General features: G+C 57.4%; 26 protein-coding genes, 1 tRNA gene and 3 pseudogenes. 10 read left to right on the plus strand and 20 right to left on the minus strand.

The annotated features are described in order from the left end of the window. Positions 1-189 (plus strand): annotated as a pseudogene (locus G9463_RS18290) (phosphoribosylamine--glycine ligase); the annotation flags it as partial. Positions 190-214: 25 nt separating this feature from the next. After that, on the plus strand, positions 215-763 hold the full coding sequence (locus G9463_RS18295) for a DapH/DapD/GlmU-related protein (RefSeq protein ID WP_165897463.1): 549 nt from the start codon (positions 215-217) through the stop codon (positions 761-763). A 6-nt stretch (positions 764-769) separates the two neighbouring features. On the opposite strand, the gene G9463_RS18300 is transcribed toward G9463_RS18295, so the two are convergent. The 4 genes from G9463_RS18300 to G9463_RS18315 all read right to left on the minus strand — a co-directional run bounded on the left by G9463_RS18300 (position 770) and on the right by G9463_RS18315 (position 4811). Further along, on the minus strand, positions 770-1564 hold the full coding sequence (locus G9463_RS18300) for a mechanosensitive ion channel domain-containing protein (RefSeq protein WP_004960988.1): 795 nt from the start codon (positions 1562-1564) through the stop codon (positions 770-772). Between the two features lie 2 nt (positions 1565-1566). Then, positions 1567-2376 carry a diadenylate cyclase DacZ gene (gene dacZ, locus G9463_RS18305; protein ID WP_165897464.1) on the minus strand — a complete coding sequence of 270 codons (810 nt, stop codon included), beginning with the start codon at positions 2374-2376 and terminating at the stop codon, positions 1567-1569. Between the two features lie 72 nt (positions 2377-2448). Then, positions 2449-3768: a cobyrinic acid a,c-diamide synthase gene (locus tag G9463_RS18310; protein WP_165897465.1), complete on the minus strand. Its 1320-nt coding sequence runs from the start codon at positions 3766-3768 to the stop codon at positions 2449-2451. Positions 3769-3770: 2 nt separating this feature from the next. Then, positions 3771-4811 carry a nicotinate-nucleotide--dimethylbenzimidazole phosphoribosyltransferase gene (locus G9463_RS18315; protein ID WP_165897466.1) on the minus strand — a complete coding sequence of 347 codons (1041 nt, stop codon included), beginning with the start codon at positions 4809-4811 and terminating at the stop codon, positions 3771-3773. An 86-nt stretch (positions 4812-4897) separates the two neighbouring features. On the opposite strand from G9463_RS18315, the gene G9463_RS18320 reads away from it, so the two are divergent. Continuing rightward, entirely contained in the window at positions 4898-5122 is a 225-nt protein-coding gene (locus G9463_RS18320; protein ID WP_049919159.1) for a hypothetical protein, read from the plus strand. A 376-nt stretch (positions 5123-5498) separates the two neighbouring features. Here G9463_RS18320 and G9463_RS18325 read toward each other — a convergent pair. After that, positions 5499-5600: transfer RNA gene (locus G9463_RS18325), tRNA-OTHER, on the minus strand. Positions 5601-5811: 211 nt separating this feature from the next. Between G9463_RS18325 and G9463_RS18330 the strand changes: the two genes are divergently transcribed. After that, positions 5812-6132, plus strand: a complete 321-nt coding sequence (locus G9463_RS18330) for a cupin domain-containing protein (protein WP_007190157.1) — start codon at positions 5812-5814, stop codon at positions 6130-6132. 39 nt (positions 6133-6171) lie between these two features. Here G9463_RS18330 and G9463_RS18335 read toward each other — a convergent pair whose 3' ends face one another. Beyond that, positions 6172-7998, minus strand: coding sequence for an FAD-binding protein (locus G9463_RS18335; protein WP_165897467.1), 1827 nt, complete (start codon positions 7996-7998; stop codon positions 6172-6174). A 248-nt stretch (positions 7999-8246) separates the two neighbouring features. Here G9463_RS18335 and G9463_RS18340 point away from each other — a divergent pair, with 248 nt between their 5' ends. Together G9463_RS18340 and G9463_RS18345 are read left to right on the plus strand one after the other, a co-directional pair. Next, positions 8247-9596 (plus strand): PAS domain-containing sensor histidine kinase, encoded by a 1350-nt coding sequence (locus tag G9463_RS18340; protein WP_007190159.1) that lies wholly within the window; start codon positions 8247-8249, stop codon positions 9594-9596. Between the two features lie 5 nt (positions 9597-9601). Beyond that, positions 9602-9808, plus strand: coding sequence for a 2-dehydropantoate 2-reductase (locus G9463_RS18345; RefSeq protein WP_241244061.1), 207 nt, complete (start codon positions 9602-9604; stop codon positions 9806-9808). A gap of 207 nt (positions 9809-10015) precedes the next feature. Here the strand turns inward: G9463_RS18345 and G9463_RS18350 are convergent, their stop codons facing one another. From G9463_RS18350 to G9463_RS18370, 5 genes are all read right to left on the minus strand, one after another. Continuing rightward, positions 10016-10855, minus strand: coding sequence for an ABC transporter permease (locus G9463_RS18350; protein ID WP_165897468.1), 840 nt, complete (start codon positions 10853-10855; stop codon positions 10016-10018). A gap of 244 nt (positions 10856-11099) precedes the next feature. Further along, positions 11100-11987: a succinate dehydrogenase/fumarate reductase iron-sulfur subunit gene (locus G9463_RS18355; RefSeq protein WP_011223441.1), complete on the minus strand. Its 888-nt coding sequence runs from the start codon at positions 11985-11987 to the stop codon at positions 11100-11102. A gap of 3 nt (positions 11988-11990) precedes the next feature. Beyond that, entirely contained in the window at positions 11991-12356 is a 366-nt protein-coding gene (locus G9463_RS18360) for a succinate dehydrogenase hydrophobic membrane anchor subunit (protein WP_004592521.1), read from the minus strand. Further along, complete coding sequence (gene sdhC / locus G9463_RS18365) at positions 12356-12775, minus strand: succinate dehydrogenase, cytochrome b556 subunit (RefSeq protein ID WP_004592522.1); 420 nt, start codon at positions 12773-12775, stop codon at positions 12356-12358. Before sdhC ends, G9463_RS18360 begins: the two co-directional genes overlap by 1 nt. A gap of 99 nt (positions 12776-12874) precedes the next feature. Next, positions 12875-13897, minus strand: coding sequence for a succinylglutamate desuccinylase/aspartoacylase family protein (locus tag G9463_RS18370; RefSeq protein WP_127013098.1), 1023 nt, complete (start codon positions 13895-13897; stop codon positions 12875-12877). 114 nt (positions 13898-14011) lie between these two features. On the opposite strand from G9463_RS18370, the gene G9463_RS18375 reads away from it, so the two are divergent. Beyond that, positions 14012-15364, plus strand: a complete 1353-nt coding sequence (locus G9463_RS18375) for a RimK family alpha-L-glutamate ligase (protein ID WP_121303172.1) — start codon at positions 14012-14014, stop codon at positions 15362-15364. Between the two features lie 30 nt (positions 15365-15394). Here G9463_RS18375 and G9463_RS18380 read toward each other — a convergent pair. Continuing rightward, positions 15395-15613, minus strand: a pseudogene (locus G9463_RS18380) (DNA-3-methyladenine glycosylase 2 family protein); the annotation flags it as partial. Positions 15614-15667: 54 nt separating this feature from the next. Between G9463_RS18380 and G9463_RS18385 the strand changes: the two are divergent. Next, entirely contained in the window at positions 15668-16180 is a 513-nt protein-coding gene (locus G9463_RS18385) for a hypothetical protein (RefSeq protein ID WP_165897469.1), read from the plus strand. Further along, the gene (locus tag G9463_RS18390; RefSeq protein WP_165897470.1) at positions 16177-17166 is read left to right on the plus strand and encodes a tyrosine-type recombinase/integrase; all 990 of its coding nucleotides are present in this window, start codon (positions 16177-16179) and stop codon (positions 17164-17166) included. The genes G9463_RS18385 and G9463_RS18390 overlap by 4 nt, the downstream gene beginning before the upstream one ends. Before the next feature lie 509 nt (positions 17167-17675). Here G9463_RS18390 and G9463_RS18395 read toward each other — a convergent pair. The 5 genes from G9463_RS18395 to G9463_RS18415 form a co-directional block, all read right to left on the minus strand. Beyond that, entirely contained in the window at positions 17676-17996 is a 321-nt protein-coding gene (locus G9463_RS18395) for a hypothetical protein (protein ID WP_165897471.1), read from the minus strand. A 1386-nt stretch (positions 17997-19382) separates the two neighbouring features. Next, on the minus strand, positions 19383-20993 hold the full coding sequence (locus G9463_RS18400) for a hypothetical protein (protein ID WP_165897472.1): 1611 nt from the start codon (positions 20991-20993) through the stop codon (positions 19383-19385). 59 nt (positions 20994-21052) lie between these two features. Beyond that, complete coding sequence (locus G9463_RS18405; protein ID WP_165897473.1) at positions 21053-21970, minus strand: DUF2213 domain-containing protein; 918 nt, start codon at positions 21968-21970, stop codon at positions 21053-21055. A gap of 22 nt (positions 21971-21992) precedes the next feature. Further along, the gene (locus G9463_RS18410; RefSeq protein ID WP_165897474.1) at positions 21993-22145 is read right to left on the minus strand and encodes a DUF1192 domain-containing protein; all 153 of its coding nucleotides are present in this window, start codon (positions 22143-22145) and stop codon (positions 21993-21995) included. Further along, positions 22145-22585, minus strand: a complete 441-nt coding sequence (locus tag G9463_RS18415) for a hypothetical protein (RefSeq protein WP_165897475.1) — start codon at positions 22583-22585, stop codon at positions 22145-22147. The genes G9463_RS18410 and G9463_RS18415 overlap by 1 nt, the downstream gene beginning before the upstream one ends. 936 nt (positions 22586-23521) lie before the next feature. On the opposite strand from G9463_RS18415, the gene G9463_RS18420 reads away from it, so the two are divergent. Continuing rightward, positions 23522-23830 (plus strand): hypothetical protein, encoded by a 309-nt coding sequence (locus G9463_RS18420; protein ID WP_165897476.1) that lies wholly within the window; start codon positions 23522-23524, stop codon positions 23828-23830. Between the two features lie 449 nt (positions 23831-24279). On the opposite strand, the pseudogene G9463_RS18425 reads toward G9463_RS18420, so the two are convergent. The 3 genes and pseudogenes from G9463_RS18425 to G9463_RS18435 all read right to left on the minus strand — a co-directional run. After that, a pseudogene (locus tag G9463_RS18425) lies at positions 24280-24690 on the minus strand (DNA-3-methyladenine glycosylase family protein); the annotation flags it as partial. Positions 24691-24735: 45 nt separating this feature from the next. Continuing rightward, on the minus strand, positions 24736-25293 hold the full coding sequence (gene cysE, locus G9463_RS18430) for a serine O-acetyltransferase (protein ID WP_011223438.1): 558 nt from the start codon (positions 25291-25293) through the stop codon (positions 24736-24738). 275 nt (positions 25294-25568) lie between these two features. Beyond that, positions 25569-26255 (minus strand): acyl-CoA dehydrogenase family protein (locus G9463_RS18435; protein ID WP_255458713.1); only part of this gene is annotated, 687 nt, incomplete at its 5' end.

Genomic DNA, 26255 nt, shown 5'->3' on the forward strand with positions numbered 1-26255 from the left:
ACGACTACCTCTCGCTCCTACGCCGTTGTCGGCCTCGCAGAAACGATTGGCGACGCGGAGGCCATCGCCGAAGAAGCGCTTCAGCGGGCCGGGACGGAGGGGCTTCGGGTCCGCCACGACATCGGTACGGCCGACCTGGTTCAGCAGCGTATCGACCATATGGACGACATCCGCGGCGGCGCGGACTGAGCGTGCGGCATCGGAGCCGACGGGTTTGATTACCGCGGCCCCGTACACGACAGACGTGAGTGGTCCACGACACGACCGGCTGCGCCAGCACCCGACGCCCGGCCCGCACAATTCCCTGTTCCCGTGGCCGGACGCCAAACACCCGCTCCGGGTGATGGTCAACTACGTCGTCATCCTCGTCTGTCGCATCTCGCCGAGCCTCCGGCTGAAGAACTGGCTGCTCTCGCGACTCGGTGTCACTGTCGGCGACGGCGTCGCGTGGGGCTTGGAGTCAACGCCGGACGTGTTCTGGCCGGAACTCATCACCGTCGAGGACCACGCTATCATCGGCTACGACGCGACGCTGCTGTGTCATGAGTTCCTGCAGGATGAGTACCGCACTGGCGAAGTCGTTGTCGGCGAACGGGCCATGATTGGTGCGGGCGCGATTGTGCTTCCCGGCGTCGAAATCGGCCCGGGCGCACAGGTCGCCGCGAACTCGCTCGTGACTGCCGACGTGCCGCCAGAGACGACCGTTGCTGGCGTCCCGGCCGAACCGCTGGGCGCGGACGACGAGACAACCGAAGAAGCGTAACCTCACTTAGCCGCGGATACGGACGATACCCGTGTTGAACACGCGCTTGTTCGGGATGATGTACTCCTCGCCGTCGCTCTCGATACGCGTGACGAGGATGTCGACTTCTTGCACGATGCCGCTCTGGTCACCGATGACAATTTCGTCCCCGATGCTGTATGGCTCTGTCAACAGGAGGTAAAGACCGGCTGCACCGGCCTGCAGGATGTCCTTCAGTGCCAGTCCACAGACGAACACCAGCCCGAACGCGTACGCCCCGAGGAGAATGAGCAGGGCGAGCGTCTCGACGCCCAGTTGCCCGAGTGCGATGAGCACTGCCAGATAGAAGATGCTGTACTTGACGAGTTCTGGCAGGACCGTCGCCTCGGGCATCTTGACGCTGCGCAGTCGCTCGGAGACGATGAGCTTGGCCTTGTCGCCCGCGATGAGGCCGATGATGACGGCGAACAGGGCGATAAACAGGTCAGGTAGGAACGACGTGAAGCGGGCCCAGTACAGTTCCGGGTCTGTCAGTTGCGCGATGTTGAGGACGGCGGTGACCGTCGTAATGTATATAAACAGCGCCGCCAGGTTCGAGACGATGCCGACAGTTGATGTGCCGAGTCCCCGCGCCGTCCGCTCGAACGGTGTCCCCTCAACTGCCTCTGGCACACCGAGTTCGCGCATGAACCGCCGGGACGAGCGCCAGACGAGATAGCCGAGCACGATGCCAAACGCCAGTACCACGAGCGAAAAGACGAACGTTCCCTGTGGCGAGAACACCTGCCGGATGATGGTTGCCCAGTCGAAACCAAACTGCATCCTCAGTACTCCTCGGGATCGATCTCGAGGACTAACTCCCCGCCTTTGAACGCCCGTACGAGCCCGTCACTCTCGGAGAGAACGATAGCCGTCGCCATGGTGTCACGGGTGACCGCGCCGGCCGCCATGTGCCGGGCCCCGAGGCCCTTGGGGATGTCGACCCCCTCCGCGGAGGGTTCGAGATACCGGTATGCGGAGACAATCTTGCCGGCGTCGGAGATGACGAACGCGCCGTCGAGCCGCGAGAACTCCTTGAGCATCACGTTGACAATGGGGTCGCCGACGTGGACGTGGGACTTCTCGAAAGGGTTGTACGACAGCGGCCGGGACTTGTTCATCACCTTGCCGGCGTCGCCGACGACGAACAGAGCGCCGACAGGCTTGCCCTTCTGGCCTTTCTTCCCCAGTTCGATGGCGACCTCGAAGACATCACGGACGACACTTGCGTCCGCCCGCGAGTTGACGAACATGTCGTACACGCCGGAGGGTGAGAAATCGTTAGTCTGGACCCGCACGAGCGTGTTCTCGGCCCCGTCCAGCACCTCGGTCACGCAAAGCACCTCGTCGCCCTCGTCGACGATGCCCTGCTCCAGCGCGCCCTCGATACCGAAGCGGAGGCGGCCTTCGAGGTCGGTGAAATCAATCGGTAGTTCGACGAACGGCTCCGCATCGAGTGTGTTCTCCGGGCCGACGACGACAATCTTCTCGTCGACTTCGTCGAACTCCTCGAAAAACGACGCGTTCGGGGAAAACAGGAATACGGCGTCGACGTCTGCGACCAGGTCTCCGAGTAGGTCGCGCAACTCGTTCATTATCAGAACGACGCTGTCTGTCGAAAAAAAGGTTGCGGGCAGTCAGCCACGCGTCCGACGGCGGGCCGTACGTTAGATATCCTTCGAGGGCACTGCAAGCAGACGGTCGAACGCGCCACTTTCGCCGTGGCAATGACAGTACGTCCCGATGGTGCTGTATTCTGTGAGGCCGTCGTGTTCGCCGTCGATACCGTCGCCCCGAACCATGTCGAAAGCGAACGACGCATCGCTGCCGAGGGTCGCAGCGGAGTAGTGGAACTCGTGTCCGCGGCGGTGCGCTCCGGACGCGGCCACGGCGGTGTCTGTCCGTGCTTCTAACTCAACGTGGTCAAGCGCCTGATACCGGTCCTGCATCTCGATGTCCGCGGGGAGGACCCCGGCCATCTCGTAGGTGTCGCCGTCGGTCGTCGTCAGCGACTCCGACAGCGCCATCAGACCGCCACACTCGCCGTAGACGGGGACGCCATCAGCGGCACGGACGGCTATTTCATCGAGTGTGTCGCCGGTTTCGAGCGACTCGCCGTGGAGTTCTGGATAGCCGCCGGGCAGATATATCGCATCGGCATCAGGCACTGAGTCACCGGCGACCGGCGAGAACGGCTCGACGGACGCCTCAGACCGGAGTCGTTCGAGTACTGAGGGGTAGATGAAACAGAACGCGCTGTCCTGTGCAACGGCGACCCGGCGGTCAGCCGGCGAGTCGCCAGTATTTCGCTCCGTAGTCGCCACTTCCGGTGGTGCCCGTGCCGTTTCGACCAGCCGCTCGATATCGATGGTCTCTGCCGCTGTCGAGAGTGCGTCACGGTCGAGCCCGGCCTCTGAGCCCATGTGTAGCCCCAGATGGCGGTCGGGAATCTCAAGGTCTGACATCGGCGGAATTCGACCGAAGTACGTAAGATCCTCGGGAAGCGCGTCCCTGATACCGTCGGCGTGCCGGCCGCCGTGGGCGCGCTGTGCGAGGATGCCGGCCACCTCGATGTCGACACCGATGCGGTCGGCGTACTGTGCGAACCCGAGCGCCGTCGCGGCGACGCTCTCCATGCCAGCCTTCGCGTCTACGACCAGAACGACCGGGAGGTCCAGCCCCTCGGCGACCGCCGCCGTCGATGTCTTCGTCCCGTCGTAGAGCCCCATCACGCCCTCCACGACGCAGATATCGCCCGTGCCGCGCCAGTAGGTCCGGCGCATCCCGTCCTCGCCCGCAAGCCAGGGGTCGAGCGTCCGCGAGGGCTCGTCAACCAGCGCCTCGTGGTGGCTCGGGTCGATGAAGTCCGGGCCAGCCTTGGCCGGCTGGGGCTGATACCCGGCGTCTTCGAGCGCTGTCAAGGTCGCCAGCGTGGCAACGGTCTTGCCGACGCCGGAGCTTGTGCCGGCGAGAACGAACCCCTCCATCTTCATGTCCTCTCCTCGGCCGTTGCTGTGGGTGCGTCGCCGATCAGGTCATCGTAGATGGCCGCAAAGCGGTCCCGAACCTCTGCCATTGGAATGCCGGCGCGGTCGGCCAGCGCCAGCGCGCCGCCCATCCCGACCCCCTCCTTGGCCTCGCCGGCGACGAACCGTTCCATCGCGACGTGGTCGCTCCGGTCGAAGCCGGGGTCCGTTACCGTCAGGTCGAGGTCGAGTCTGTCAACCGACGCCCGCACGTCGGCGCTCTCGTCGTCAGCCACGTAGCTTGTCGTCGCCAGTCCGAGCGGTCCCTCGTAGCCGCCGTGGCGGACCAGCGCAGCGACGGCGACGCACTGGCTGCCGCCGGCCAGCGTCACTGCGGTATCGCTCTCGACGGCCCCTGCGGTCAGCCCGGCGAGCGTTGCCAGAACGGGGTCACCCATCCGGCGGACCGCCCGTTTCGGTTCGTTTGCGGTGTCGCCCGGCTCCAGCGAACTGGCTTGCAGTCCCTCGGCGACCACCTCCGATTTCTGCGCTGTGGGGTTTTCGGGGAGCGACGACGAGACCATCCCGTCTTCGCCCAGCGCACGGAGGACGCCGAGTGCCGTCGTCGTCCCGCCGGGAATGGTTTCGCCCAGATACAGCTCGTCGGCCGGGAGCGACTGGCCGAACTGTCTGGCGGCCGCGAACGCCCCGTGGGCCGTCGACACCGGGTCCTGCTCTGCGATGTCTTTTCCCGGGCGTGCGCCGACCGAGACTGTCGGTGCCCCTGTTTTTTCTGCCAGTCCGCCATCGACAACTGTGACATTAAATCCAAGGACTTCTCGGGCGGCCCGTGTCACCAGCGCCGGCGTCGGACAGCCGCTCGGACTGACTGGTGTCACGTCCGTCCGAACTGGTGTGCCGTATGTCACTAATTCAGCGTCTGCGGCGGGCGTTACCGGCATTAGTTCGGGATCGGCTCCGGCGGCGCTGATCCCCGCCCGACCTGCGGTTTCCGTGGTTCCTGCGACGAGTGCAAAGCGCGTGCCGCCACCGGGTGAACTCATTGTGGTTGTATTACCACAAGTCAACTTTAATACCTTGGTGCTGGGGCGGCGTATGATTTATGCCGTACGCCCGCGGTAGCCCGAACATGGACGATTTTGACGAACTCCGCTCGTCGCTAACGCCGCGCGAGGATAACGAGGCGATCGCTTCCTACCAGAACACGACGGCCGTGGCCTGTCCGTCCTGTGAAGAACCGTTCGACGATATGGTCGTCTGCAAGCAGGAGTTCACGTCCCTCAATCTTGATTTCGAGATGGATCTCTGTACAACGATCAACGACGGGAGCGTTGTATTGTTCACACATAAGTAGCTGACTGAAACCGGGATACGGCGACGCTATTTCTCCGAATATTCTCTGCACCAATGGCGTGGAATCCGGTACTGGCGAGCTATCGAAAAATCAGATATGATAACCACAGCGGTGACTTTTTATACAGCTCCCCGCATTGTTTCTAATAGGCACCATACTGGTGCCGCACCACCCCCACCCCCACCCCCACATTCCTTACCTTTCCACTTCCTGTGAGGCGTCGGCTCCCACATCGACGCCTTGCACTACCTCACCGCCGACAGTCAATTCCAACTTTCAGCGGTACCGTAGTTCTTGATTAGCGACCCATCAGATACGGCCGACTGAGGTGCTGCTGAGAAAACAGACTGTAGTCGCTATCAGCGAGACGCAAAAATGGAAGGGGCGGGAGTCGAACCACGCGGAGCCCTTTGCGGGGTAACCACCAACCGATTCTGGCATGTTGGTTGGTAGCGCTCTACCACTGAGCCACCCTTCCAAGCTACCCATAATACGTTCCTGACAACCAAGTAAGTGATGATTCCGGGTGTTTCCGCACCCAAAACTCCTGATACTCTGCTGCGATTTAACCGGACGCTGGTCTGTGCCTTCCAGCGGCAACGCACAGGGTGTGAGTGGTATCGCCCCTGCGCTCTTTCTTTTCGGATTCACAACAACTTACTTTGTGCTGGCCAGCGACAGCAGTGGATGTGAGCTACACGAAAGTCAACTACACCGACGTGGAACCGGTCGCAGATGCGATGCACTTCCTCCGAGACCCGCTGGACTGTGAGCAGGTCGGCGTCACTGTACTGGACTGTGAGGCCGGCTGGACTGGCAAGCCACACGATCACGCCGACGAAGGCCATGAGGAGGTGTACATCCTCGTCGAGGGGACAGCCACCGTCGAGGTTGACGGCGAAAGCGTGTCTCTGGAAGCGGGCGACGCAATCAAGCTCCCGCCGGAGGCGGAACGGACGATCCACAACGGCGACACCGAGAGCACGTTCGTCCTCGTCGGCGCGCCCTGAAATTCGCAGAAACAGATATTGCAGCCGACGGTCAGGTCGTCAGTACGACCGGACCTTCGGTTCGTAGGTCTCTTCGTCGCCTTCGAGGATGACGGGCTTGTAGTACAGCTCTGGCTGTCCTTCGTTCCAGGCAAGCATCGTGTGCTTGATCCACTCCTCGTCCTTGCGTTCCTGGTGCTCAGCACGCCAGTGTGCGCCGCGGAACTCTTCGCGGGCAAGCGCGCCGAGCGTGATGGCCTCGGCCACGTCGAGGATGTTGCGAGTCTCGATGGTGTGGATAAGGTCCGTGTTGTAGGTCCGGGACGGGTCTTCGACGGCGACGTTCTCGTACTCCTTGCGCGCCGACCGGAGGTCCCGAAGGGCCTTCTCAAGGCCTTCTTCAGTCCGGAACACGTTGACGTTGTCAGTCATCGTCTCCTGTACGTCTGCGCGGACTTCGGCGTGGTTGATGCCGTCGGATTCGATGAGGTCCTCGATGCGCTGGCGTTCCTGCTCAACAGTGCTTTCGAGCACCGCTTTCGGTTCGATGGCGGCTCCGTCGGCGGCGACGTCGCCGCTGCTGGCGTCGATTGCGCCGGGGTCGACCGGCGGCTCCACGTTGCCGGGTTCGCTCTTGGCGGACGGGCCAGTCTGGATTTCGGCGGTCTTCATGTCCTTGCCGGCGGCGTGGTGGCCGGCCCGGGCACCGAACACGAGCAGTTCCGGCAGGGCGTTGCCCCCGAGCCGGTTCGCGCCGTGCAGCGAAACACACGCAGTTTCGCCGGCCGCGTAGAGGCCGTCGATGCACGTCTCGCCGTTCTCGTCGGTTTCGACGCCGCCCATGGCGTAGTGTTGGCCGGGCTTGACCGGCATCGGCTCGTCGAGGCCGTCGACGCCCTCGAAGTCCTCCGCGAGGTGGAGGATGTTCTCAAGGCGGTCGAGAATGCGCTCCTCGCCGAGGTGGCGCATGTCGAGGTCGACGTACTCGTCCTCAACGCCGCGGCCCTCGTTGACCTCCGTCAGTTCAGCACGGGCGACCACGTCGCGGGAGGCCAGTTCCCCCTCGTTGTTGGCGTAGCCGTGCTCGAACATGAACCGCTCCTCGTTGTCGTTGTAGAGGATACCACCCTCACCGCGAACCCCCTCAGAAATGAGGACGCCCGTGGACGGCAGCGTCGTCGGGTGGAACTGGATCATCTCCATGTCCTCCATCGGGACGCCGGCGCGGTAGGCCATCGCACAGCCGTCGCCGGTGTTGGCGACGGCGTTCGTGGTGTGGTCGAAGGCCTGTCCCAGCCCACCGGTTGCGAGAATCACGCCGTTGTTGGCGCGGAAGCCCTGAATTTCGCCGGACTTGATGTCGTAGGCGACACAGCCGTGACAGACACGGTCCTCGGGGTCGTCGTGGTCGGTGACCGCGAGCTGGGTCACGTACCACTCGTCGTACACCTCGATGCCGCGCTTGACCGCCTGTTCGTACATCGTGTGCAGCAGGTGGTGACCGGTTTCGGCACCCGCGTACGTCGTCCGCGGATAGGAGAGGCCACCGAACGGTCGCTGAGAGACGCGGCCGTCGTCCTCACGCGAGAAGGGCATCCCCCAGTGTTCGAGCTGGATGACCTCTTCCGGAGCGTCCTTGGCGAAGGTGTCGATGGCAGGGGCGTCGCCGAGGTAGTCGGACCCCTTCATCGTGTCGTACGCGTGGAGGTCCCAGGAGTCCCCTTCCTGAAGGGCGGCGTTGATTCCACCCTCCGCGGCACCTGTGTGGCTCCGAACCGGATGGAGCTTGGTCACGAGGGCAACATCTGCACCCTCTTCGTTCGCTGCAATAGCCGCCCTGAGGCCAGCGCCACCCGCGCCGACCACGATGACATCGTGTTCGTACATTGTGAGAGTGTCTCTTGGCGTGGTTTCGGCTTAGGATTAGCCAAACTTAAGCCTCCCTGTTGCGTTACCGAGAGCTTCGTCACCGATGGGCCGCATTCCGCTTCTGCTATCGGGACGAACTATTAGACGAACTGAGTTTTGTTCCCTCCGATGGAATTATATCACGTGCTGTGAATACTTAGGAACCAACTACTGATATCGGACCCCACAGACAGTCCTACCACGGGCGTTGACCCGCTTCAAACCTGATGCCAGACCAGTACCTCACGTCAACTGACGATTTCGAAGCGGTGTTAGCTGAGGCACCCACGGTGCTGGCAGTTACTGACGAGGAATTGACAATACGGTTTGTAAGTCCAGCAATCGAACGCGTACTGGGGTACGATATGGAGTCGCTTGTCGGCACGAACTGGCTGGATCTCGTCCACCCAGCGGATACAGATCGTGTCCTCGCCACACTTACCGGCGAGCGTGAAGACGACGGGACTGAGTACCGGTTCCGGAACGCCGACGGTGACTGGGTCTGGCTCGAAACAACCGTCTCAGGGGACACCGAGACGGACCGCGATTGCCGGGTGTTCACCTCCCGCGATGTCAGCGACCGACCGCGCTTCGAAGCCCAGTTTCGCCAGTTCGTCACGCATACCTCCGACGTGCTCACTGTGTTCGACGAGCAGGGCAACGTTGAGTACATCAGTCCGTCCGTGGAACGCGTCCTCGGCTACAAGCAAGACGAGATGCAGGATTCGGACCTCTTTGGATACGTCCATCCGGACGACCTCCCGAACGCGCTCACCGAGTTCGGCCGGATGATAGACGAACCGGGGTACGTCGCCGTCATCGAGCACCGGTACCGCCACGCAGATGGCGACTGGATCTGGGCGGAGTCCCGCGGCCAGCAAGTCACGAACGGCCCGCTGGAAGACCACGTCGTCGTGACGACCCGCGATATCTCCGCACGGAAACAGCGCGAACAGGAACTCGAACGACAGAACCAGCGCCTTGAGCGATTCTCGGACGCGATTAGTCACGACCTACGGAACCCGCTGGACGTCCTTGACGGCTCGCTCGAACTCGCACGTGAGACAGGTGAAGAAGCACATTTCGAGCGTGCCGAGCGGAGCATCGACCGGATGTACACGCTCATCGATGACTTGCTCGTGCTCGCCAAACAGGGCGTTAATCCCGCGGAAATCGAGACAATCGACCTCAACGCCCTTTCACAGCGGGCCTGGTCGATGGTCGACACGCAGGATGCGACGCTTGAAACCGAGGCCGACGACAGCATCAAAGCCGACGAAGGTGCGATGCTGGAATTACTGGAGAACCTCTTTCGGAACGCTGTCGAACACGGTGGCGACGACGTAACCGTCACTGTCGGGACAGAATCGTGGGGATTCTACGTCACGGACGACGGGGCGGGCTTCCCCGACGGGACTGCAGACCTGTTCAAACCCGGCTATTCAACGGCCGATGACGGAACCGGGTTCGGGCTCTGTATCGTCGAACAGATCGTCGACGCACACAACTGGGAGGTCATCGCGACTGACAGCGAGAGCGGCGGTGCGCGATTCGAGTTCATTTGTCGGAACTCCTGACCGCTGTGGGGGCGCCTGCGCTTTGCCGCGACAGATTGCCCGCAGTCCCTTTGCTCCGGTCCGCTGTAAGCCTACAGAGTCTGAAACTCTGTGTCTTCGGCGTCGGCGGTATTGGCGGTCATCTGGGCGCTCGGCTGGCACACGCAGGCCACAAGGTCCACCTCATTGCGAGAGGCGACCACCTAGCTGCACTCCAAACTGATGGGCTGTAGGTCGAGAGTATCCACGGCGATATGGCGGTCGTCCTCCCGGCGACCGATGACCCGGCCGAGGCCGGGGTGATGCGCCGATGAACAAGGCCGTGACAGCGATTCTCGCGCCGGCGACGGCCAGACGGGAGTAACAGGCGAGCCCGACCACGACAGTACAGAGTGGAGAACGGACGCACCACGCCATCATCGTTGTCGGACTGTGCAACTTTACATTATATCCGCCGACTGGAACCGAATGTAGCCGAACCCGAGTGATAGAACGAGCCAGCCCCCAAGAATGGCGAATCCGGCCCACTTCGGAGGGTAGAATGAAGCCGATACTGGGTAGGACATTATTTCGTCGAACGTGGGGATTATGCCCCGTGCCGCGTAGCCGACTGCCGCAGTCGGGTTGAGAGCGTGGACGACAATCAGCCACGGAGGTGCACCGGAATCTGGGGGCGTGTAGCCGACAGTGATGACCTGCAGAATAGCCGTTACAACGTCCCACCCGAGCTGAAAGAGGATGTACAGTCCCCCCGCACCAATAACCGCCGTGTACTGAGACTTCAGTATCGACGAGAAGCCGATACCAATTGCGACATAGACCGCACCGTAGAAGACCGTCAAGATGGTGTAGAGCACGAATTTGACGGCCGCAAATGACTCGTAGGTGAACAGTGCGAAGACAGCGACGACAAAATAGCCGCCGAGGATAGCGATAGTCAAAACGGCACACCGGCCGATGAACTTCCCGAGAATAACGTCACGGCGCGAGTTCGGCAGGCCGAGCAGGAGCTTGATGCTCCCGCTGTCGCGCTCACCGGCGATAGCGGCATAGGAGATGCCTAACCCCAGCAGTGGGACAAAGAAACTCATCGGCTGACCCATACTGTTGAGCAGCGCCAGCGTGCTAGTCGGGACATCGCTCGCCGAAGCCGTCAGCGGGACGTGCTGAATCGCCGCCCAGAATCCGGCGACGAGGACGAACAACAGGGTGGTCGCGAGGAACGTTCCTGAGCGGATTGCGTCGTTGAAATCTTTCCTGATGACCGCAGGGAGGGACATTTGTTGAATAGTTGTCCAGAGTTGCCAATAAATATTGATAGCTCCTGAACGCACTGTGGGCCTATGTCCCTATAGTGACTGTCTCAGGCTACTCTGGGTCACAGCGGGAGCAGCGCGGAAGCCCACGACTTTAGTCGTGGAGGAAGCGCGTACGCTTTTGAAACAACTGACCAATGACAGGTGGCGACAGACACAGCGTACCTGACAACTAGCGGCTTTCTGCAGAAGGAATGCTACCCTGAATTCACCAGAACTTCAGGTTGTTCTTGACCGCTTCCCGCTTGAGTTCCTGGATGTGCTCGGTCAGCGGGATATCCTTTGGACACACTTCGGTACAGGAGAACTGGGTCTGGCAGCGCCAGACGCCGTGTTCCTGCTCGATGATACGGAGGCGTTCCTGCTTGCGGTTCTCGCCCTCGCGCTCGTCCATCGCGAAGCGGTACGCCTTGTTGATAGCGGCGGGGCCGAGGTACTCGTTGTCGCCGGCGGCGATGTTACACGAGGACATACACGCGCCACACCAGATACACCGCGTGGACATCTTGACCTTCTCGCGGTTCTCCCGGGTCTGGCGCTGCTCTTCGAGCTTGTCGTCCGGGGTCTCGTCGGCATCGAAGTACGGTTCGACGGCCTCCATCTGGTCGTAGAAGTGTTCCATATCGACGACGAGGTCCTTCACGACCTCCTGATGGGGCAGCGGCTCGATGCGAACCGGGTCCTCAAGCTCAGAGATCTGCGTTTTACAGCCGAGGCGCTGTCGTCCGTTGACGAATAGGGCGTCTGACCCACAGACGGCCTGTCGGCAGGAGTGTCGGAAAGTCAGCGAGGAGTCGTAGTGGTCCCGTGCGTAGATGAGGGCATCGAGGATGGTCATGCCCTTGTGGAACGGAACGCGGAAGTCGTCGAAGCGTGGTTCCTGCTTCCCCTCGACTTCGGGGTCGTAGCGGAACACTTTCAGCGTGATCGTGTCGTCGTCGTCGAGCGTCTCCTCTTCGACTTCCCGCTGGGCCTGCTCCTGTGCCTGTCGTTCGTCTCGCTGTGCGCGCCGACGGTCGCCCGGGGATTCGACCTCGGGCTCTGTTTCCTCGTCGGCCTCTGTCTCGGTTTCCTGTTGTTCGATTTGCGTACTCATAGTTCAGACGAGGGTCGTCATGGCCAGCGACACGCGGGTCCCCTGCACGACGAGCAGAAGGCCAGCGATGCCGAGCATGTATTTGACTGCGTTTTTCTGGGAACCGGTGAGTCCCTGATTGACCAGCGCGTTGTACACGCCGTTGACGCCGTGGAACGTCGCGGTCACGAGGAACAGCCACATCGTCGCAAAGTAGCTGACCTGGCTCATCCGAGCCTGCGTGCCAAGGAACGTGATATCCGAAGCGTGGTTCACGAAGTGCAACAGCATGAAGTGGAACGCGAGCACGCCGATGAGGAACACCGCTGTCAGGCGCTGGAACAGCCAGCGACGCCCGCCGCGGTCAAAGGAGGAGTAGTGCTGTGCCATCAGGCTAGTTTCCCCCCGAGGAACGTCGGCACGCTTGCGATGACGATTGCGCCGGTCAGCAGGAGCGACGCGTAGAAGCTCTTGTCCTGCGATTCCAGCCCCACGCCGAGATCAACCATCAGCAGTCGAATCCCGTTGAGGATGTGGAAGACGGCGACGGCCAGCAGGCCGACTTCAAGGAACCGGACGATCAGCAGCGATTCGAGGCCGCTGAGCGTGCTGGTGTAGAGGTCACTGCCTGCCTGCGCGCTCGCCGGATCGACGCCGACCGAAGTGCTCAGCACCGCGATGTGGGTGAACAGGTAGCCCACGAGAACCCAGCCGGTGAACTTGTGGAAGATCCAGGCCCACATCCCGGCCGTGAACTCCCGCCACCGTCCGAAGTCCTCGACGGTGCCGCGATTGTAAGACTGACTCATACACTGGGGGGTTAGTCCGGGGACAGATAGTAGTTTCTACAATGGACGCGTATCGCCGGAATCTCGTCCGAAGACGTTCGTCAATTGACTACTCTGCAGTTACCAATCGTCGTCGTCAGCCCGGCGGTTCCACTCGATAGCTCGCTGTGTCCGGTCATCAAGTCGGACCAGATGACAGAGAGGGTTGCCGGGATACACCAGTGGGTTCTCAAGGATGCCGACCAGCAGGCCGGTAAACGGCGCACGCATCAGCGTGTTCTCCGTTTTGAACGGATTGGCGATCGTACAGATCACGTCGTCTTCGTACACCAGGTCACCGCGGTCGTAGTGCATATCCACCAGTCCGCCCGAGTCCGCACGGATCCAGGTTTTCTCGCCGCTGTCGTCGATGACTGTCCGCCAGCCCGGCCACCGGACGGTGTCAGAGTCCCGGAGACCAAACTCCGCAAGCACCGACCGCACACTCTCCAGCGCTGAGTCGATGAGCGGTCGCTGGAACCGATGGGCTTCGCCCATCTCTATCGTGATCGTCGGGACGCCCGAATCGCTCAGCTCCCGCCGGAGCGACCCCGACGGGCCGTCCGAGGAGATGATGACGTTCGACGAGAAGGCGTTTGCGACCCGCGCAACCTTCGGGTCGTCCATGTCCGCCCGGACGTGGAGCATATTCGTCCGCCCGCGCGTTGACGTGTGGAAGTCGAGGCCCACGTCACAGGGAGCCAGAAAGTTCCGGAAAATCTCGTGGGCCATCCGTTTCGCGCTCGTCGACTCGGGGTCGCCGGGGAACGAGCGGTTCAGGTCGCGGTCGTAGATCGGCAGGTACCGCTCCTGTGCCAGAAATGCAGGGACGTTCAGCACTGGCAGACAGATCAGCGTCCCCGCCAGCCCGTCGTGGTTCCATTCGTGGGCGACCTCTCGAACGACCTCGATGCCGTTGAGTTCGTCACCGTGTGCCGCTGCAGTGAGAAACACGGTCGGACCGGGCCGCTTCCCGTTGACGATGGTAACCGGCATCCGGACGGCATCCCCCAGATACGTCTCGCTGACCGTGTAGCGAATGTTGCGGGTTTCGCCCGGCGCAACGATTCCCCCGTCGTAGGTGAACGGCTCGGCCTCGTCCATGCCATCACAACGAGAGGCGGCGGCTAAAACCCCTCCGGCAAGGCGGTCCCCCGGTAGAGTCGTCCCGCATTACATATCCGTACACCTATACTGCGGCCGGCAGAAGGCGACAGCATGAGCGACCAGGATATTACCGTCGGCGTTCTCAGCCTCCACTCCAGCAAGGAGTCGAAGGCCATCCTGAACGCAGTCGATGAGATGGGCTACGACACGGAGTGGCTTCGCGCCGAAAACACCGCGATAAGCGTTACCGACGGCGAAATGACGCTCGAGCCCGCCGTTGATGTGGTCGCAAATCGGCTGCTGCTCTCCAGCGACGAACACCCCGCGGAAGGGATCGGCCTCGGGATGACTATCAGCCGGCTCGCACCGACGTTGAATGAGCCGATGGCGGCGACGACGGCCCTCCATAAGTTCGCAAGCGCTGCCGCGCTGGCCGATGCCGGCGTTCCGGTCCCGGACGCCCTGCTCGCGCTATCGAGTGACCTGCTGAACGAGGAACGGGACCGCTTCGGTGATCGTGCGGTGTACAAGACGGCCATCGGCACCCACGGGGGCGGGACGTGGATGGTCGATCTGGAAAACCAGGTCAACGCACAGGTCGGTGGCCGCTACGCGTTCTTACAGGAGTACATGGAACACGACGAGCAGCGCCACCACGACCTTCGCGTGTACGTCGTCGGCGACCAGATCGTCGGCGCGATGAACCGTTACGCGCCCGAGGGCGAGTGGCGGACGAACGTCGCGCTCGGCGGCGAGGTCGAGGACATGACGGGTGAACTCCCCGAGCGAGTCAGGGAAATCGCGCTCGATTCGGTCGACGCCATCGGGCTGGATTACGCCGGCGTCGACATCGTCCAGAGCGATGACGGCTACTACGTGCTCGAAGTGAACCCCACTGCCGGGTTCCGTGGCCTGTTCAAGGCCAGCGGCGTCAGCCCTGCCCCGTACATCGCTCAGCTCGCCATCGAGCGGGCCGGCGGGAGTGTCGATCATGAAACCGTCGAGCGACTCTCCGACCGACTTGACGACTCCAAGCCTGCGTGTACGCCGAAGAAGCCACAGCCGAAAGCACAGGAGAACGTCGTCGTCGGCTATATCGAGGAGGTTGTCGTCACCGGGACGCAGGGGACAAAGTCCGTCCTCGCGAAATCCGACACTGGCGCGACCAGAACCAGCATCGACGCCAAGCTCGCCGCGGAAATCGGAACGGGGCCGATTCTCGACATCGTGAAGATCAAATCAGGGAGCCTCAAGTCCGGTCGTTCGCGCCCGGTCGTCGACCTCGTCGTCGGCGTCGGCGGGACCCAGCACACCGTCACCGCCAGCGTCGAAGACCGCGGGCACATGGACTATCCGCTGTTGCTGGGTCGGGACATCCTCAAACACTATCAGGTCGACGTGACCCGCCGCGCGGACGACGAGTCAGACGTGGAAACAGAGGAAGAAGAGCAGAGCGAAGAGTAGCGACGCGTTCGTACCAGCTTTCGAGCCGTCTCAGTCCTCGCGCACTTCTGCGACGCTTTCGGCGATATCCTCGCTGGCCCGCCACAGATACAGGCTCGCGTAGCTCCGATACGGCGACCACCGCTCGGCGTACTCGCGCATCTCCGCGCGGCTGTACCCGTCACCGACGACGGCCTCGAACCCCTTGCGGATGCCGAGGTCGCCGACCGGGAACACGTCTTTTCGGCCGAACGCGAACAGGAGTTGCATCTTCTGAAATTGATAAACACTGTTATTACATTGTAGTTCGATAATCTACACGCCATGTCAAAGGATACGACTTTCACAATGAGATTAGACGGAGAGCGGAAAGCAGAATGGACTGAGTTGGCGGAGGAAAGTGGATTTGACGGATTGAGTGACCTTATTCGGTTTACGCTGAGTCAATTCGAGCAAGGGAATCTAAACGGCAGTGTCGACCACACGGACAGTGGTAATGTTGATACAGCCGCCATTCCAGATGATTTAGAGAACCGCTTGAAGCGTATTGAATCGAAGATTGACGGTGTTGATAATTCAGTGGATGTCGTCAAGCGTGAAGTTACTTCTGCGGGGTTAGGAAATCTCACTGCCCCTGCCAGAGACGCTGTAATCAGCCAACTTCCAGTGGGCGAAAATTGGTCTGACGGCGTGCCAGCGGACGTGATAGCACAAACCCTTGGTACACGAGTTGGAGCCGTTGAACAGACGTTAGAGCGGGCTGAAGCGGAACTGAGTATCATCAAGTGTGGAGAACAGAATGGCAAACTTCGCTACTGGAAAGAGGATACTCAATGAGCGATATGAGCGATATTGACGACAGAAAAGCCAAACGCGTAATCAAAACACTGGGTGCTGATAACGAGAAAAGCGAAAATAGCATTGCCACATGGCAGTCCGATGCCCGTCAATTCGTACAGTGGTATGCTGAAAACGGCAGTCATGAAAGTGCCGTTGACGCGGAGAAATTTGAGATTGTAGATTTCCTTGAATACTGTGATGAAAACTTCCACCCCAACACTGTCGCCAGCAGGCATGGTTCAGTCAAGAAATTCTTTGGATTGGTCGCGGGAGAATACCTTGATTTCCGCGATGATAACCCCTTCACAAAGGTAGAGGAAATTCGCTCTCAGCCAAATGAAGCCCCAATGCAGAAAGAGCAAAGCAAGGGCTTTATTCCGCATATCACTGCTGATGAAAAAGAACAGTTAGCTGAAAATATCCCAAACCCCCGTGTTCGGAACGAACTGTTAATTAGAATGCTGTGGCAGACTGGAATGCGAGAACACGAAATACGGAATTTGAAAATCAATCACATTGACCGCGAACAGCGTATTATCACCGTTCATTCCTCGAAAACGGGGACTCGAAAAGTCGCGTACCAACAAAACGTCGATACCTTGCTTACACAGTGGCTTGATGGGGGGTATCGAGATCGCTTTGCATCGGCAACTGACAGTCCCTATGTCTTTGTGAGTCGGAAAAACGAACAGTTGGCCAAATCAAGAGTGAACGACGTTGTCAAGAAGGGGGCAAAGGCAGCTGGAATACAAGAGTCACTTGGAACAGACGCAGCGGGGAAAGAGCGATGGAAGATAACTACTCATTGCCTTCGACACAGTTTCGCAATCCAATCCCTTCGCAATGGAATGAATCTTCGGTACCTGCAAGAACTAATGGGACATGAAAAACTCGAAACGACAGAGAAATATTTGATTGAAGTGGAATCAGACGCCGTTGAACAACTAAAACACATCGGGCCTGGCACTGAGGAAACCGAGTAAACGACCTTTCTTTTTGAATGGGCATTGACGCTTGCATGGCCGTTCTTTCACTTCAACTGGTGGGGTTCACACCACTGGAACCATGTTAGACGGCCCTCTATGTGGGGATGCCCTTGCTTGAATGGTCTTTGTGTACAGCAACAGCAGTGTCGCGGCGACTCTCGTTCGCGGTCAGCCGCAAGCGGCAATGACCGCTCCCTTCGAGACGCACGCTCTTTCCACACAAGAAGTGCAACGGATATGGGGACAGAGGATATGGATTTGATTCAAGCGCCGCTTCACTCGAAACAGTGGGGTGTCAGTGATAGACGGTATTTCTCCTATCAGAACGACAGTGGGAGTGTTCCGAACAGAGTGGGGTTAATTCCACGGTAGTTCAACGCGCATAGTAGACTGTCGCTGTATTTGCGAAAAGTTTACCCAATTGTGGAATAAATCGCCCTGTGTAACCGCACCGTTCTACCCCCTTTCGCTATTCAACCCCCCGTTTGAGTGTTACAGAGAGTTTTTTACTCAGAATTACAGTCACAGTTGCAATCGCAATTCATCGCCAATGCCGCAATCGGGTCACGGGGTTTGTCGAGTGATTCAGTGTCGCTTTCCATTTTAAACGCAGTTTCTTCTAACGCGAATCTAATGGCCTCATTCACTGAAATTTCATCATCTGCATGATCACGGATTACTGAAATCAACTGCATATCTTTTTCTTTGATGCGAACAGTGGCCTTTGCCGACAGCCTTGCACCGTGAAGGTCAGTTGCCCGCCCACTGGATTTGAGGTACTTTTTTCTATCAGTGCCGCTCGGGATACTGTTATCTACGTCAGTCATGATTCTGAAATTTTCTTGATTGAATTCCTGTCTGAAGTATAACGAAAGTGATAGGATTTCAGAGTTAGCGCAGTGTCAACTACAATTCGACCCCCCTCCAAACCCGAACTGTGTGTTTGCGAGTTATTCAGCATCGAAAACTCCCTTTGAGGAATTCACCCACTTGTAGGGAGAGGCCCATGCAAGCGAAGCTCCATCGAGATCAATCGGTGTGCAAGTTTGGTCACTGGTGAATCGATCACGGAGACTTAGATGGGGGAGTGACGTTGCCGTGTACAGCGCACCTTGTGAAATGCTATCAAAGGGGTTCCCACAGACGCCGCTTTGCTCTGCTATTGAGGGGGCATGGTCGACCCACACCGCCGTCTCATCATCTATCGAATGGCTATCTTCGGGGGCAAAGGACGACTGTTCAACGAACGTTTCAATCGCAGATCGAAAAAGCATTGCATCAACCTCATTGTCACTGTCGTCTATCCAGCACAGAACATGACGGTGGGGGGTAGCGAACCACTCTGTCCCTTCACTGATAGCACAGTATTCCCAGTCGAATCCACCATAGGTTGACAACTCATATCGCAATCGGTCATACACGTCGCTCCACGGACTGTGAAGTGCCTCATCCAAGCGCCACGGTGATACCCATTCATCATTCTGACGAGGCCTTACACGCAATGTGAGCATGGCTATGGTCATATCATCATACTCTCTGCGCAAACGACGGTCCGTTGCACAGATTTCTCGATAGGTAGACAGCTGTTGCTCTGCTTTCGAGGAATGACCTTCCGAGCGAAAGTTCGGGATTTCAAGCCGTTTGTAGATTTGCGTGGCTTTCTCCCAAGGGACGGGGGTTAGTGACTCGCATACCTCTGTCACGGTCCAAAAATCTTCAACTGGTTCCTCGAAACTGCCGTGTAGTGGGTCGACACGGGGAGGGCAGTCCCCACACCCGCATTCGTAGAGTGGCGCTGGCAAGGCGCTTGCAGTGATATTTGACGGTGCAATAGGTATTGCCCGTCGCTGTGATTGAAGCGACGTGTACGCGGTCTTATCACTGTCAACGTCGATTGACGGTGAGGGGGGTGCGCCAGACGGTAAGGGGGGTTGCAGTGGTTCAGTGACATTATCGCTAACGGGACTTTTGACCACATCTCGAAGCCGCATTCAGCAATCCACCCCCGCTTTAGCATACTCATAACTTATGTGTATCCCACCAAAGGGTTTTTCTGTCTGAAACCCCAATGTAAAATTGCCGTCAGTCATGGTGATTCGAGTCGTCGTGTCTGCAACTGACGCCTGACATTTCGATACTCTCTTTCAGTCCCGCTCCAACGGGGTTCAAAATCTTCCTTCATTCTAAATCTCAAATAGTCAAATCTCAATCAGTTACTCATTCATGTAACGGCTATCTCTGTTCTCAGTTGAACTGGTTTGTGAGCCGCTGTCGTCTTTGAACGTAATTTCATTGGCAATGGCATTACCAGTCTCTTGATCGGGTGCAATGACAGTCACATCGCGGGCACTGTCATAGCCACGGGTAGACTGTCGTGACTGACCGCTGGCAGCCGCCGTTGCAGACATACCAATATCCATTCCGTCGATTTGACTCCCCACAGCACCGAATTCACGGAGACTGTCAGTGGCAGAACTAATCTTGCTCTCCATTCCGACAAAGGCACTGCCGACACTGTAGAGGGCCGCCCCAAGACCAAATGCCAATACACCAATCAAGGCGACTAAAGCCGCTTTGAGTGCGAGTGTACTGAGAGTTGTAGCGACCTGTGCGCCAATTAGTGACGATAGTGATGGGATGTACGTGCTCAATATCGTTGCAGCCTGTTGTACGAAGGTCGCACTCAATATCTGTCCAGCAACACTGTATAGTGCACTTACCGTTGCTAACGTCAGTATTGTACCGATAAGGACACCAAGAAGCTCCAAGCCGTATGGAATGACATCAAAGAAGGACAGAATGCTTGTCAGTGCTTTAATCACGACCGTCGAAACAAAGAGGAATCCCATTGACAGTGAGAGTAGTGGTGGGACAATCTCTGCAACTGCCGTTGCCAAGGTAAACAGTAGTGGCAGTGTATCAGCAAGGACATTCCCAAATCCTTCAATCAGATTGAGGTTCCCGAGGAATGCATCGACGGCTGCAAACACGGGGAAGGATGCTGCACCAAATCGAACGATTTTATCTAACACAGACGGCACTGTCCGTTCGAGATAATCGAGTGCCCCACGAGCATCGTCAGTCAGTGTCGTAAGGAACTGTGCTCTATCACCGAGACGGGCAAAGATGGTTTCCACACTACCGAAGGCTTCTGTTGCTAACGGTGCAAGACGGTTGGCAACGGGACCAAAGGCATCAAGGAATGACTCTTTTAGTTCAGTAAGATTCTCTTGTAAGGTAGATAAATCAATCTCACCACCATCCATAGCCATGCCAAGTACGGCAAGGCCACCGACGCTACCAAGGGCCGTTGCAGCAGCAACCGCCGCACCACCAAGGGCAATTAACCCACCAATGGCCGCTGGTAATGCGCCAATGAAGGTGAATAGAAGTGGTAAGATAGAGGCAAAGACTTTGAAGAAATCACCCATCTTCAACTCAAGGTCAGCAAACTCAGACACGAGATTGCTAATCGCTAACTGCCGTTCATTGTCAGCAAAGGGGCCTGTGCGGTCTAACAATTCAAGTCCATTGGCCTGTGCGCCAGCCAACTTCGCGGCAATGTCGTCAAATGGATTTGAACCACCGTCCGTTGTTGCCAGACGGCTTTCGCCCGTCTCTATGTTGATATCATCATCAACACTGTCAACGGCACTGTCCAGTGTTTCGAGCTTGGCTAACGAATCGCCAAGCCGAACTTCAGCATCAATTGGAAAGACGCGGTTAGCCATTTGATCAATCGAAGTCAACATTTGACCCAACTCTGCCAACGTATCCTCGAAGTCTTCTATGACACTGGCTTCTAAGATTAAGTTGTCTACCATTCTATTCACCCCATAGACCGATGTTATTTGCAGTCATAAATCTCAAAGTTAAATATCAGTTATTTTGTATTCTTGCGAAGATCAAACTTCCCACCTTCACGGATCACAGCGTCGTCTGGTGTTTCCGCAGAATCTATTTGCACTGATTTGCGGAGTTTCCGTCTCCGCTCAGCGAGTTGGTCACTCAGTTCATCAACCTCTTTTTCCAGTTCACTGATTCTGGAATCAACTGCGTCATTTTTGCCCCGCACTGCATCGACAGTGAGAATTTCAAGACCGCCTTCTAAATTCGAGGTTCCATCGCAATCGCAACTGTCGCCAAAGGAGTTGATTTTGAAACTGCTATCGCCGTGAATGTACCCACTCTCAATGGGCGTGGCAATACTGTCAGTGTGGATTCCGCAGCCATCTTCTACGGAACACCGTCCCTTGCGAACAGAGGCAATGTGATCGTAAATTAGGTTGCGCTGATACCCATCAATTGCCGTTGAAACACCGTCAGTTAGTTCCACAGAGGCTCGAAAGCCGATGGAAATGGATTTGGTTTCATCGACTGTGGAAACTGCATCAGCGTCGTTTGACGGAATGTACAGGGTCGCTTTCTGTCCACTATCGTAATAGGGATGTCGCCAGAACCCACGCATCTGTGAGTAATCTGTAATCCGCTTCGATGGTGGATGCCCCACTGTCCAGGGGCAATTATCAATCTGCCACAGAGAGGTTTTCAGTTCCTCAGTGGGCTTTTTGAGTGTCAGTTGTTCTCCATCGCCCACAGTATACGTCTGTTCAATGGGTCGAGCGACGGTCGCATCATAGCGATGGAATTGATCTGTCTCAAAGAAATCTGTTCGAGGGTCGTTAACCTCAATCGGTTCGACCGTCCCACTGCTATCGTTCAGAACAGTACCGTCGCTTGCAATCGGACTGAAATCAACCGTTGCTGAATCCTCGAACCAGTAAATGTTCTTTTCACTCATTTAAATTTGATAGAAATGTCAGTTATTTTGTATGGCGGCGAAGATCAAACGGACCGTCACTTTCGCGCTCAGAATCGCTATCGGCAAATTCACTGTCAATAGCAAGTTCAGATTCAAGCCGTTCAATACGCTGCTCAAGCCGTTCAATACGCTGCTCAAGTTCTTTAACTGACATTATTCAGAATCGAAATTATCCAACTTCTCTTTGAAAATTTTGTGTGGTTCTTCACCAGATTCAAGTTCGCTCACAGCCGCAACCGTTGCTTCACGCAATTGGCGCGCATCATCAGCGCCTATGTCGGCACTCGAAAGTTCACTCTCCAATCCGTGAAGTACATCTTGAGGATTTTCCTGTTCTTGTAGAGAGTGACAGTATTCAACTGATTCTTTCACATCAGCGGCGTCATAATCCTCGTTGAGTCGCTCTATCACATCAGGACGGCGATGGACAAGGAGGGCTGCGATTTCACTGATGTCATTCGTCGTTCCGCTGTCATCGCTTAGCAGGTCCCTGAACGACAGTGCAACGTCCTTGTCGTCAATGTAAAACGGAAAATCAGGATCGCCAGCGAGGATTTTGCTATCATCATCGACAGAACGCCATACGTCTGTCATTCTACTGGGCCTCCTTTGCAATTTCAATGCACCGTCTAAGCGCAACACGATGTGCGACCTGTTCGCCCGCACTACCAAACAGGTCTTTCTTAATGTCTTGTAGAGCATCTAAATCGCATCTTCGGACGCTAATGGTCGTAAATTCGGGAGATTCGGTATTACTGTCAGCAGTCATTGATTGCAATCTTACTTAGAACTCGCGGCGTAAAAATCCATCGGTATTATATAGTAGAAGACTTTGGCACTAATAAATGTACCCATAAACTCTCTTTTTCCAATATACGTCTGTCTATTCATTGAAACAAAACTCCTTTTTATAGGGTATTTCACTCCCAACTCGCCAACAAATTCCAGTCCATATTTGCAAAAAATATTATTTCAAGAGCGGGATTGCAAACGACATTGAGATATGTAGTTGTTCGACGGGGGTACGCCCTCCATGCAAAGCGACCCTCATCTTATCGAAGATGCGATGTAGGTACCCTGCCACTGAAATCTACACAGAAAACGACAATTACGTTATAAGCACTTTATTGCTAAACCAAGTGGTTTTGGTTGTGCAATGATAGAAATTGATTGAGCGGCTACTGAGCGGCAAATACCGTTTGATGATGTAACGAATCTGTAGCGATTGCGAGATGCCCTCCCCCTGTCTCTCACTTCCTCTATATATGGCTAATTTCGATGGGGTAGTGGTCGTAAGAAAAAACGTTATGTATTGGTAACAGTTCTTTTTTCTTTGTAAATAAGCAATTGAAGCCCGTTAGCGTGCATTAAGGTGGATACCACTGTATTATCTAAGTGCAATGGCACATGACCCATTGAAGCCCGATGATAGCGATGAACTGATTCCGATTTCAAATGAAACGTACACTGCAATGAGGGGGCAAAGAGCCTATCGAATCACTGGTAAGGAGATAGAGCTTGGTATCTATAATGACTGATGATGAATTACCGCGCATGAACGAGAGTGAAATTGAGTTTTTCGAGAGCAACGAAGGTGCGCTTTTCTATGGCAACATGGTGGTAGATGTCGGTCGAAGATTCAAGCCCGTAGTTGAATCGGATTCTCCTACTACTGATGTTATGGGTTCGACCAAGGTGGTTCGAGACGTTGATCCCGATACGATGGAAGTTTTATTGACCTACCAGGATTCTCAATTTGGCCGTGAAGTAGTCCACTGGCCGTCTGAAGGTGGCAAGTACGTACCCGTAGATGAGGCGGGTTTTACCGAGAACAACTGAGTAGTCTCTTTTGCGTTTCAGTCCCGTTTGCTTTGAAAACTGTCGTGTTAGTGCGTGAGAGTGGGTGATTGAAGTTCTGTTGCTAATCTTTAGTGTTCTCCAATCACTTTGCCTGTGAAGTAGGCACTTTTATTAGTGTAGTTACTGCAGTGAAAACGCGGGAAGTGCTGTTTCCCACCCCTATTCCCCACCCTCATTCCTTTGTCGCTATAACACTTGCAGGGGGGTGTTTCAGCGAATTTGTTGGTTAGCAGATTCCCTTCCGAGTGGCTTTTGAGAGGTTTGTATTACCTCAATAATACAAATCTAAATCTATAATCGCAAGACAGCAGTGGGATGATATTTGTAATTGGTTTCTTTCACTCTCAAAACCTTGAATCACAGTTAGATTTCTTATACATTGCTTACAGAGACGGGAAATTCAGTGTATATACAAAGTAAGTACATCAAGCCGACAGGAGTTGCATATTTGCGGTCCAGTCGCCGACACCCGTAATAGCGGTCAGTTCCTCGTGGATCTCCTCGTCGGCGGCGTCCTCGAACGTTTCCAGCGAGTAGCCGTGTTCCAGAAACGCATCGGCGACCTCGTTGACGTAGCGGGTTTTCTGCCGCGAGAGCCCGGCGTCCCGGAGGAGGTCGTTGTCAGCGTCTTTGATGCCCGCCGGTGTCACGGTGACGGCGTCGAACAGTCGCTCCCGTGTCGCGGCGGCCGACGCCATCGACACCTGCTGGCGGAGAATCGAGACGACGAGCCGCTCGAAAAGGTCCGACGCCGGGTCGAGCGTGAGTTCGCCGTGTGTCTCGACCAGCGGCCCGATATCGGGGTCTGCGCGTAACACCTCATGTGGCGAGTCACTCATGGCTCTGTGATACTGACTCGACGGAAAAGAACGTATCTGTCGCCGTTAGCCGTCAGCGATGATAGGGTCCGGATTTGGTGAGGCGACACCGGCAGCGCCGACAGGCTCCGCCGGGTTGCCCACGACTGTCGTGTCCGGGGTCACGTCATCGACGACGACTGCGCCAGCGCCGACGGACGCGTTCTCTCCAACGGTGATCGGTCCCATTATCGAGGCATCAGCGCCGATGGTCGCGCCGTCCTTGACCGTCGGGTGGCGCTTTTCGCGGCGCATGGACGTGCCGCCGAGGGTGACACCGTGGTACAGGAGCACGTCGTCGCCGATTTCGGCCGTCTCCCCGATGACGATGCCCATCCCGTGGTCGATGAACACGCGCTCGCCGATCTCCGCGGCGGGGTGGATCTCGACGCCGGTCAGGAACCGCGCGACGTGAGAGATGAGTCTGGCGAGCAACGCTCGGTCGTTCGCCCAGAGCCAGTGGGCGACACGATAGGCCCAGATCGCGTGCAGGCCGGGGTACGTGAGCGCGACCTCCATCGCGCTGGTCGCCGCCGGGTCCTTTGTGAGTGCTGTACGAATATCCGCTTTCAGTCGGTCAAACATGGTGTGTAGTGTGGGTGGTGTCGTCTGTAGACGGGACGGCTGGCCGGGCCGAAGCACTGGACGGAGCTTACTGGGGACAACAACAGCGACAGGGAGGGTAGCAACTGATTATGGTCTGAAGCGGGCGAGTAGCACGGCGTGGGACTCGGTCGCCCATCGTTGGCTACTCTACGTTGCTCGGCGGCTTAAAAAGCAGCGGTTGGACTGCTGTCGTTCCTCACTCAACGAGCGCACCCTCGGGAGACGGGTGTCTCACGTCGACAACCGGGGACTGCTCAGGTCATGCCCTTTCCGAGCAGTTCCCGGGCGATGATGTTCTTCTGGATCTCGGTCGTCCCCTCGTAGATCTGGGTAATCTTTGCGTCGCGGTAGAACCGCTCGACGTCGAAGTCGTTGACGTAACCAGCGCCGCCGTGGATCTGGACGGCCTCGTCGGCTGTTTCGACGGCGACGCGGGAGGCCTTTTCTTTGGCCATTGAGGCCAGCTGGGTGAGCTTGTCGGCGTCGTTGTCGACGCTCCAGGCGGACTTGTGAGTTAGCTGGCGTGCCGCCTCGATTTCGGTGAACATCTCGGCGAGTTTGTGCTGGGTGGCCTGGAACTCTGAGATGGACTGGCCGAACTGCTCGCGGTCTTGGGCGTACTCCAGCGCGCGCTCGGCGGCCCCGCGAGCGATACCGACGCCCTGTGCGGCCACGCCGGTCCGGGTCTCGTCGAAGAACTGCATTATCTGGAGGAAGCCGGCCCCGCGCGTTCCCACAAGGTTGTCTTCGGGGACGCGTACATCGTTGAGAATGAGTTCTGCGGTATCCGACGCACGGATACCCAGTTTCCCCGTAATCTTCTCGGCTTCGAACCCGTCGCGGTCGGACTCAATGAGAATCTGCGAGAAGCCGTTGTACCGCCCCTCCGCGTCCGGGTCAGTCTCACAGAGCACGACGAAGTAGTCGCCGACCGAGCCGTT

It is taken from the genome of Haloarcula sp. JP-Z28, from assembly GCF_011440255.1.
Classification (GTDB): Archaea; Halobacteriota; Halobacteria; order Halobacteriales; family Haloarculaceae; genus Haloarcula; species Haloarcula marismortui.

What these genes read in the sequence shown, in the direction of transcription:
- G9463_RS18420 (WP_165897476.1), top strand. Translation starts at nt 23,522, where the DNA reads ATGACTGATGATGAATTACCGCGCATGAACGAGAGTGAAATTGAGTTT.
- sdhC (WP_004592522.1), bottom strand. Translation starts at nt 12,775, where the DNA reads ATGAGTCAGTCTTACAATCGCGGCACCGTCGAGGACTTCGGACGGTGG.
- G9463_RS18395 (WP_165897471.1), bottom strand. Translation starts at nt 17,996, where the DNA reads ATGACTGACGTAGATAACAGTATCCCGAGCGGCACTGATAGAAAAAAG.
- G9463_RS18320 (WP_049919159.1), top strand. Translation starts at nt 4,898, where the DNA reads ATGGACGATTTTGACGAACTCCGCTCGTCGCTAACGCCGCGCGAGGAT.
- G9463_RS18390 (WP_165897470.1), top strand. Translation starts at nt 16,177, where the DNA reads ATGAGCGATATGAGCGATATTGACGACAGAAAAGCCAAACGCGTAATC.
- G9463_RS18415 (WP_165897475.1), bottom strand. Translation starts at nt 22,585, where the DNA reads ATGACAGACGTATGGCGTTCTGTCGATGATGATAGCAAAATCCTCGCT.
- G9463_RS18335 (WP_165897467.1), bottom strand. Translation starts at nt 7,998, where the DNA reads ATGTACGAACACGATGTCATCGTGGTCGGCGCGGGTGGCGCTGGCCTC.
- G9463_RS18300 (WP_004960988.1), bottom strand. Translation starts at nt 1,564, where the DNA reads ATGCAGTTTGGTTTCGACTGGGCAACCATCATCCGGCAGGTGTTCTCG.
- G9463_RS18410 (WP_165897474.1), bottom strand. Translation starts at nt 22,145, where the DNA reads ATGTCAGTTAAAGAACTTGAGCAGCGTATTGAACGGCTTGAGCAGCGT.
- G9463_RS18370 (WP_127013098.1), bottom strand. Translation starts at nt 13,897, where the DNA reads ATGGACGAGGCCGAGCCGTTCACCTACGACGGGGGAATCGTTGCGCCG.
- G9463_RS18310 (WP_165897465.1), bottom strand. Translation starts at nt 3,768, where the DNA reads ATGGAGGGGTTCGTTCTCGCCGGCACAAGCTCCGGCGTCGGCAAGACC.
- G9463_RS18375 (WP_121303172.1), top strand. Translation starts at nt 14,012, where the DNA reads ATGAGCGACCAGGATATTACCGTCGGCGTTCTCAGCCTCCACTCCAGC.
- G9463_RS18355 (WP_011223441.1), bottom strand. Translation starts at nt 11,987, where the DNA reads ATGAGTACGCAAATCGAACAACAGGAAACCGAGACAGAGGCCGACGAG.
- dacZ (WP_165897464.1), bottom strand. Translation starts at nt 2,376, where the DNA reads ATGAACGAGTTGCGCGACCTACTCGGAGACCTGGTCGCAGACGTCGAC.
- G9463_RS18385 (WP_165897469.1), top strand. Translation starts at nt 15,668, where the DNA reads ATGTCAAAGGATACGACTTTCACAATGAGATTAGACGGAGAGCGGAAA.
- G9463_RS18350 (WP_165897468.1), bottom strand. Translation starts at nt 10,855, where the DNA reads ATGTCCCTCCCTGCGGTCATCAGGAAAGATTTCAACGACGCAATCCGC.
- G9463_RS18405 (WP_165897473.1), bottom strand. Translation starts at nt 21,970, where the DNA reads ATGAGTGAAAAGAACATTTACTGGTTCGAGGATTCAGCAACGGTTGAT.
- G9463_RS18340 (WP_007190159.1), top strand. Translation starts at nt 8,247, where the DNA reads ATGCCAGACCAGTACCTCACGTCAACTGACGATTTCGAAGCGGTGTTA.
- G9463_RS18360 (WP_004592521.1), bottom strand. Translation starts at nt 12,356, where the DNA reads ATGGCACAGCACTACTCCTCCTTTGACCGCGGCGGGCGTCGCTGGCTG.
- G9463_RS18400 (WP_165897472.1), bottom strand. Translation starts at nt 20,993, where the DNA reads ATGGTAGACAACTTAATCTTAGAAGCCAGTGTCATAGAAGACTTCGAG.
- cysE (WP_011223438.1), bottom strand. Translation starts at nt 25,293, where the DNA reads ATGTTTGACCGACTGAAAGCGGATATTCGTACAGCACTCACAAAGGAC.
- G9463_RS18315 (WP_165897466.1), bottom strand. Translation starts at nt 4,811, where the DNA reads ATGAGTTCACCCGGTGGCGGCACGCGCTTTGCACTCGTCGCAGGAACC.